We start from the raw sequence: 233 nt of genomic DNA on the forward strand, positions 1-233 counted from the left end.
GAATGCATTTGGCGCGATCGGCCAGCGCCCGCTGGAAGTCGCCGCCACTTTGCGCGCCAGCCCATGGGACACCTTCGTTCATGTGGTGCTGCCGCTGGCCCGCCCCGGTTTCGTCACCGCCCGCATCCTCGGCTTCGCCCCTACCGTTGGCGAGTTTGGCGTGGTGCTGATGCTCGGTGGCAACATCCCCGACGAGACCCGCGTGGTCTCGGTGCAAATCTTCGATCACGTCG

General features: G+C 66.1%; 1 protein-coding gene. It reads left to right on the forward strand.

Going from position 1 to position 233, the window contains the following annotated elements:
* On the forward strand, positions 1–233 hold a 233-nt coding region (locus R0J88_RS23830), incomplete at both ends, for a molybdate ABC transporter permease subunit (protein ID WP_410901432.1).

Source organism: Pseudoalteromonas sp. SIMBA_162 (genome assembly GCF_046535955.1).
GTDB classification, from domain to species: Bacteria; Pseudomonadota; Gammaproteobacteria; order Enterobacterales; family Alteromonadaceae; genus Pseudoalteromonas; species Pseudoalteromonas marina.